The sequence below is a fragment of the Terrisporobacter muris genome (assembly GCF_024621905.1).
Taxonomy (GTDB): Bacteria; Bacillota; Clostridia; order Peptostreptococcales; family Peptostreptococcaceae; genus Terrisporobacter; species Terrisporobacter muris.
Genome location: NZ_JANKBY010000290.1, coordinates 1 through 4,856, shown reverse-complemented (window position 1 = coordinate 4,856; position 4,856 = coordinate 1). Strand labels below are relative to the sequence as shown.

Sequence of the window (4,856 nt, the reverse complement as noted above, 5' to 3'; positions counted from 1 at the left end):
AAAATAAAATCATTAAATCTTCTTGTCTATTTTTAATTTCATTTATAAAAAATAAATTATCCTCTATCATCTTTTAAGAGTGCTTCTAATTCATCTTTTACATACTTAATTTTTATATTACTTAAATCAATATTTTCACCTAATATTAATGGCGATTCTTGTTTAAATAAATACTTACCACGATTAGAAGTTCTTTCTATTTTCTCAAATTTTGTAGTTGTACTTATTTTATCTCCAACAATCTCTTCTTTTTTCACTAAAAACTTACTTTCTTTATCAAAATAAAGATTTAAGTTTCTACTAATATATTTTATTACCGAAGTATTTGAAGTCTTTTCTTCTCTAAAAAAAGTGCCTTTACCCTGTTCTAAAGTACTTAATATATCATCTTCAAATTGAGAATAGTTTTCAAAATTCTTTTCATTTTCTTTAGCTATACTCTCATCCAATTTGGTCATTACCCCTTCGAATTCCTGATCATCTTCTCCTATAGATAGGTATTTACTTCCCTTATCATAAAATATCATTCTATTAACTAATTCATTATTTTCATATGTATCCATTTGTTCTAAGCCATTTTCTCTATCAACATATGTATCTATAGTATATCCATCTGATTGAATCTCAGTAATATGTTCAATATAGTTATTACCTATATCTGCTTGCTTTTTAGCTTCTTCAAATACTTCCAATTGTTCTTTTCTAGTCACATTTCTCAGTTTTTCAGTTGTTTCGTTATATACTACAGAACCTGAAAGCAAAATTCCCACAATTAATATACAACTTCCTATAATTTTTTTCTTCATTTATTGCATTCCCCTTATATTATTTTTCTACTATATTTATTTTACTATTTTTTTACAATACTAAAAAGATATTAATTCATTAAAACACTTAATAGCATAAGCATCTGTCATACAAGAAATATAGTCAACAATGGCTTCCTTATAAACATTTTCATTGTTTAAAGTGCCATAAATCTTTTCATTATTAAGACTACTCTTCAAATCCTTACTATCAAAAATACTCTCATCACAGTATTTTATTATCCATCCTTTAAAATCACTTATAACAAACCTATACTTCTTATCTATATTAGCTTGTAAATTATTAATGGTATTTTCTTTGTCATAGTACTTAAATAGTTCTTCAAATATACTGTTAATTACTAGGTTTGCATATTTTTTATAGTAACTAAACTTCTTATTATCATATATTTTTTCATAATTGAATTTTTTTATAGAGTCAATGAAATTCTGTTTTTCATGAGAAAAGCAAATCCCATTTTCAATAGAGCTGTTTTCAATAAGATCACCCATTAGTTCGTGCATTATTACTGAAGTGTTTACTGTTTTTTGACCGTACTTAAGCCCTAGTTCGTACACATCTTTTAAATCGTCACGACTAATTATTTTTAGAAGAAGTGCGTCTTCTATATCTCTGCCCAGGTATGCTATTTTGTCTGAAATTTTCACAACACAACCTTCCCAAGTATAAGGCTGTACTTGACCAGGATTTGTTATGGTATTCAAATCTATATATTCTTTTCTTGGAAAAATCCCATTTTCATCCACCTCACCACAATGACATATAATCCCATCTCTCACTGCATAAGTAAGATTCAAATTACTCATATTTCCCTTATTATCTTGCAATAATTCCAACTTATCAACTACCCTCAGGCCATTTTTTTCATGCCAAAAAGAATAATCTAGATTGTCTTTTAATATTTTTTTAATTACATTTTCACCTTCATGTCCAAAGGGTGCATGGCCTAAATCATGACCTGTGGCTATGGCTCTTGTTAGTTCATAATTTAACCCAAGTGATTTAGCTATGATATAACTAACAGACTCCACATGTGATACATGCTCCATCCTAGTACAAATATGGTCGTTTTGTGTGTTAAAAAATACTTGCGTCTTATGTTTTAATCTTCTATATGCTAAGCTGTGCAAAATTCTAGTATAATCTCTTTCAAACTCAGTTCTCATATCATTATTTCTAGTGTATAACTCATTTTGCCTAAAAGTTGCTTTTTGGCAATTGCTATCTTCATTCATTGCCACATGAGAAAATTTCTTGTACATAATCACCCTCCACATATAATTCAAATATAAGCTATATATTAAGAATATTATAGCACTATTTCCCTATATATCTTACATTTCCTCCCAACTGATTAGCATAAAATTCGCTTTGCTCATGTCACCATCCTCTCTTTATTAATCAAAAACAATTCCCTTGTATTAATAGTTTTTTAAATAATTATAAAAAACATTAAATCTAATAATTAAAGTAGCAAATCTAATAATTTATATAAACATAATAAATTAAATAAAGCTTCAAAAATTTTTATGATATAATATGTTTATCAAATACAAGGGGAGAATTATTGATATGAAATTTGATTTGAACAGCACGATTTTTGTAATGAGAAAATATCTAGATATACCAAGTCCAACAGGGTATACAGATATTGCTGTTTTGGAGTGTAAGAAAGACTTTGAAAAATTAGGCTTAGAATGCAATCTTACAAAAAAGGGATGCTTAATAGCAACTCTTCAAGGTGAAGATGATGAAAATCAAGTGACAGTCTCAGCTCATATGGATACCTTAGGTGCCATGGTTAAAGAAATAACTTCTGATGGAAAACGAAAATATCACAAGATTGGTGGTGGTTGCTGGGATCTATTGAATGTGAGAACTGTACTATAATCACTAGAAAGAATGGTGAAATAAGAGGTACTGTTGTTTTTAAATATTCATCTACTCATACATATGGACAAGCTCTAGCTACCAATGAAAGAAATAATGATACTATGATGATTAGACTTGATGAAAAAGTTAACTCTAAAGAAGATGTACTTAATTTAGGAATAAACGTAGGTGACTTCATATAAATTCTATCCTACTTAATTGTGGTATATTAAAGATAAATATCTCTAGCCTCGATCTATTTATGGCATTTATCATATATACAAATGAAACTCCTGATATGGATTTTATTATTGTTCCCATTATTATCCGACATAAAAATTGTAAAAATATAACTCCATAAATTAGTGTTATCATAGTAATTAATTTTTATATAAATATGATAAATTTATTTTCTGGTAACATAAATAAGGTATATATTGGTTTAGTTTTATTAAAAAAATCTTTGTACCAAATTACCAGTCCATAATATAAACACCAAATTAATGCTCCTATTAAAAATGTAAAAGATAACATATATATCATCTGTATCAAATCAGCGAATCTGATTATTTCTCTTCCTGACTTTTCCTTAAATACTGATATTCCTATTTTATAACCTAATATTGACTCTGCCTCTAAAATATTTAAATACATAAAAAGAAAATATTCCTACATTGCAAAAAAACAATAAAACATTTACCAACTATACACTTAGTATAAAGTTTAAAACATTCGTAATATTATTTATATTTTTTAAAATAAATATTGTATTTTTCGTATATATACTATAAAATGTAAAAAACACATTTTTTTTGGAGGGCAATAAGACAACATGAGATTTAAGAAATTATTATCACTAGGAATTATTTTATCAATGACATCTTCAGTATTAGTAGGATGTTCTTCAAACAAAGATAACTCTAAATCATCAGGTGAATCTTTAAAAATAACTTTAGTTGCAGACGTTGGTGGTATCAACGATGAATCATTCAACCAAAGTGCTTGGGAAGGTTTACAAAGAGCTAAAGATGAATTAGGTGTAGATGTAAACGTACTAGAATCTAAGCAAAGTTCAGATTATGTACCAAATGTGGAAACAGCAGTAGACAATGACTCAGACTTAGTAATAGGTGTTGGCTTCCAAATGAATACAGCCATAGAAAATGCTGCAAAGAGCTATCCAGAAACTAACTTTGCAATAATAGATGCTTCTTTTGAGAATCAACCAGAAAATGTATCTTCTTTAATGTTTAATGCACAAGAAGCTTCATATTTAACTGGAATAATAGCGGCTAAGAAAAGTGAAACTAATAAAGTAGGATTTATAGGTGGTACAAAAGAAGCTGTAATAGAAACTTTTGAATATGGATTTATGGCAGGAGCAAAAGCTGTGGACAGTAATATTGAAGTTTTAAGACAATATGCTGATACATACACAGATGCATCAAAAGCAAAATCAATTGCTAACTTAATGCACTCAAAAGATGTAGACGTAATATTTACAGCAGCAGGAAGTGCTGGTTTAGGACCAATAGAAGCTGCTAAAGAAAACAATAAAATGGCTGTTGGAGTTGATAAAGACCAAAATTCTCTAGCTCCAGAAAATGTAATAACTTCTGCAATTAAAAGAGTTGACGTGGCTGTTTTCAACACTGTAAAAGATTTACTAGAAGGGAACTTCAAAGGTGGTCAAGTTAATGTATTTGGCTTAAAAGAAGATGGTGTTGGTATATCTGAAACTACTTCAAAAAATGTAGATAAGGAAATATTAGCTCTTGTAGAAGAACATGCACAAAAAATAAAAAATGGAGAAATAAAAGTTCCATCAAATAAAAAAGATTACGAGGAATTTCTAAAGTAGATTAATCTACTTAATATTATGTTATTACCCTAGAAATAGGTTAATATAAATTTTGTAATACTTACTTGCCAAAAAATGACACCTATCTTGAGGTGTCATTTTTATTGCTTAAAATCTTATTATAGTAACTTATTATATAACTATTGCAATTCTATTTTATTGATTTTTTATATTTATCAAAATTATCAACTTTTATGACTTTTATTTATTTAAATTATCTATCTCCTCCGTGGTATTATAGTTTCAGAAGCTGTTTAAATAATTCATAGTTAATATATTTTGTTACAATAGTTTT

At 27.7% G+C, this 4,856-nt stretch carries 4 protein-coding genes and 1 pseudogene; 2 read left to right on the top strand and 3 right to left on the bottom strand.

Annotated features, from left to right (window positions below):
• Nucleotides 1-56: 56 nt before the first annotated feature.
• Both NSA58_RS16310 and NSA58_RS16305 read right to left on the bottom strand, forming a co-directional pair.
• Entirely contained in the window at nt 57-806 is a 750-nt protein-coding gene (locus tag NSA58_RS16310) for a hypothetical protein (protein WP_074429259.1), read from the bottom strand.
• A gap of 60 nt (nt 807-866) precedes the next feature.
• On the bottom strand, nt 867-2,090 hold the full coding sequence (locus tag NSA58_RS16305; protein ID WP_039678312.1) for a deoxyguanosinetriphosphate triphosphohydrolase family protein: 1,224 nt from the start codon (nt 2,088-2,090) through the stop codon (nt 867-869).
• 277 nt (nt 2,091-2,367) lie between these two features.
• Here NSA58_RS16305 and NSA58_RS21025 point away from each other — a divergent pair.
• Nucleotides 2,368-2,903, top strand: a pseudogene (locus NSA58_RS21025) (hypothetical protein).
• Between the two features lie 184 nt (nt 2,904-3,087).
• Here the strand turns inward: NSA58_RS21025 and NSA58_RS16290 are convergent.
• Nucleotides 3,088-3,354 carry a hypothetical protein gene (locus tag NSA58_RS16290; RefSeq protein WP_039678311.1) on the bottom strand — a complete coding sequence of 89 codons (267 nt, stop codon included), beginning with the start codon at nt 3,352-3,354 and terminating at the stop codon, nt 3,088-3,090.
• Between the two features lie 178 nt (nt 3,355-3,532).
• Between NSA58_RS16290 and NSA58_RS16285 the strand changes: the two genes are divergently transcribed.
• Nucleotides 3,533-4,561, top strand: coding sequence for a BMP family lipoprotein (locus NSA58_RS16285; protein WP_039678310.1), 1,029 nt, complete (start codon nt 3,533-3,535; stop codon nt 4,559-4,561).
• Nucleotides 4,562-4,856 lie beyond the last annotated feature (295 nt).

Excerpts from the sequence above, each read along its gene's own strand:
- NSA58_RS16310 (WP_074429259.1), bottom strand. The coding sequence starts at position 806 with ATGAAGAAAAAAATTATAGGAAGTTGTATATTAATTGTGGGAATTTTG.
- NSA58_RS16305 (WP_039678312.1), bottom strand. The coding sequence starts at position 2,090 with ATGTACAAGAAATTTTCTCATGTGGCAATGAATGAAGATAGCAATTGC.
- NSA58_RS16290 (WP_039678311.1), bottom strand. The coding sequence starts at position 3,354 with ATGTATTTAAATATTTTAGAGGCAGAGTCAATATTAGGTTATAAAATA.
- NSA58_RS16285 (WP_039678310.1), top strand. The coding sequence starts at position 3,533 with ATGAGATTTAAGAAATTATTATCACTAGGAATTATTTTATCAATGACA.